The organism is Lysinibacillus sp. GbtcB16, assembly GCF_019091145.1.
Lineage (GTDB): Bacteria > Bacillota > Bacilli > Bacillales_A > Planococcaceae > Lysinibacillus > Lysinibacillus fusiformis.
Map to the genome: position 1 here is coordinate 1 of NZ_JAGXJV010000132.1, position 458 is coordinate 458.

The window sequence follows — 458 nt, forward strand, 5'->3', positions numbered from 1 at the left end:
AGATAAATAAAACAAAATGAATCGGAATCTTTTTGAAAAATTCTTCTTATTTTAATTGTTCATTTATTGGACATATATTGAAGCGTAAACTGTTTCGCGAGGAGTTAGGGAAAAAGAAATAACTCAGCTTCTTTCGTAAAATTAAAGTATTAAAAAATCCCCTATCCAGCGTAAGATTACTTGATAGGGGATTTTTTTAATGGGTGTAGGGCGTTATGTATATTGCTGTTCAGTGTTTCGAAAAATGTACGTAATTTAGAACTTAAATGATTGTTTTGATGGATAAATAGTTTTTCAGCAACGAGTAGTTCACCATGTATACCAAAACATTGCATGTGTACGGAAATTTCTTCGTTATTTTCATGAATGGTTGGGAAAACGTAATGGAATGCTGAGCGTGGAATCATGTACTCTTTGATCGTATAAGTGTCAGAATCGCAATTTGGCGTATGCTTTAT

At 32.3% G+C, this 458-nt stretch carries 1 protein-coding gene; it reads right to left on the minus strand.

Annotation, left to right across the window (positions count from 1 at the left end; genetic code table 11):
• Window positions 1-176: 176 nt before the first annotated feature.
• On the minus strand, window positions 177-458 hold a 282-nt coding region (locus tag KVT27_RS23705), incomplete at its 5' end, for a DUF3978 family protein (protein ID WP_217582079.1).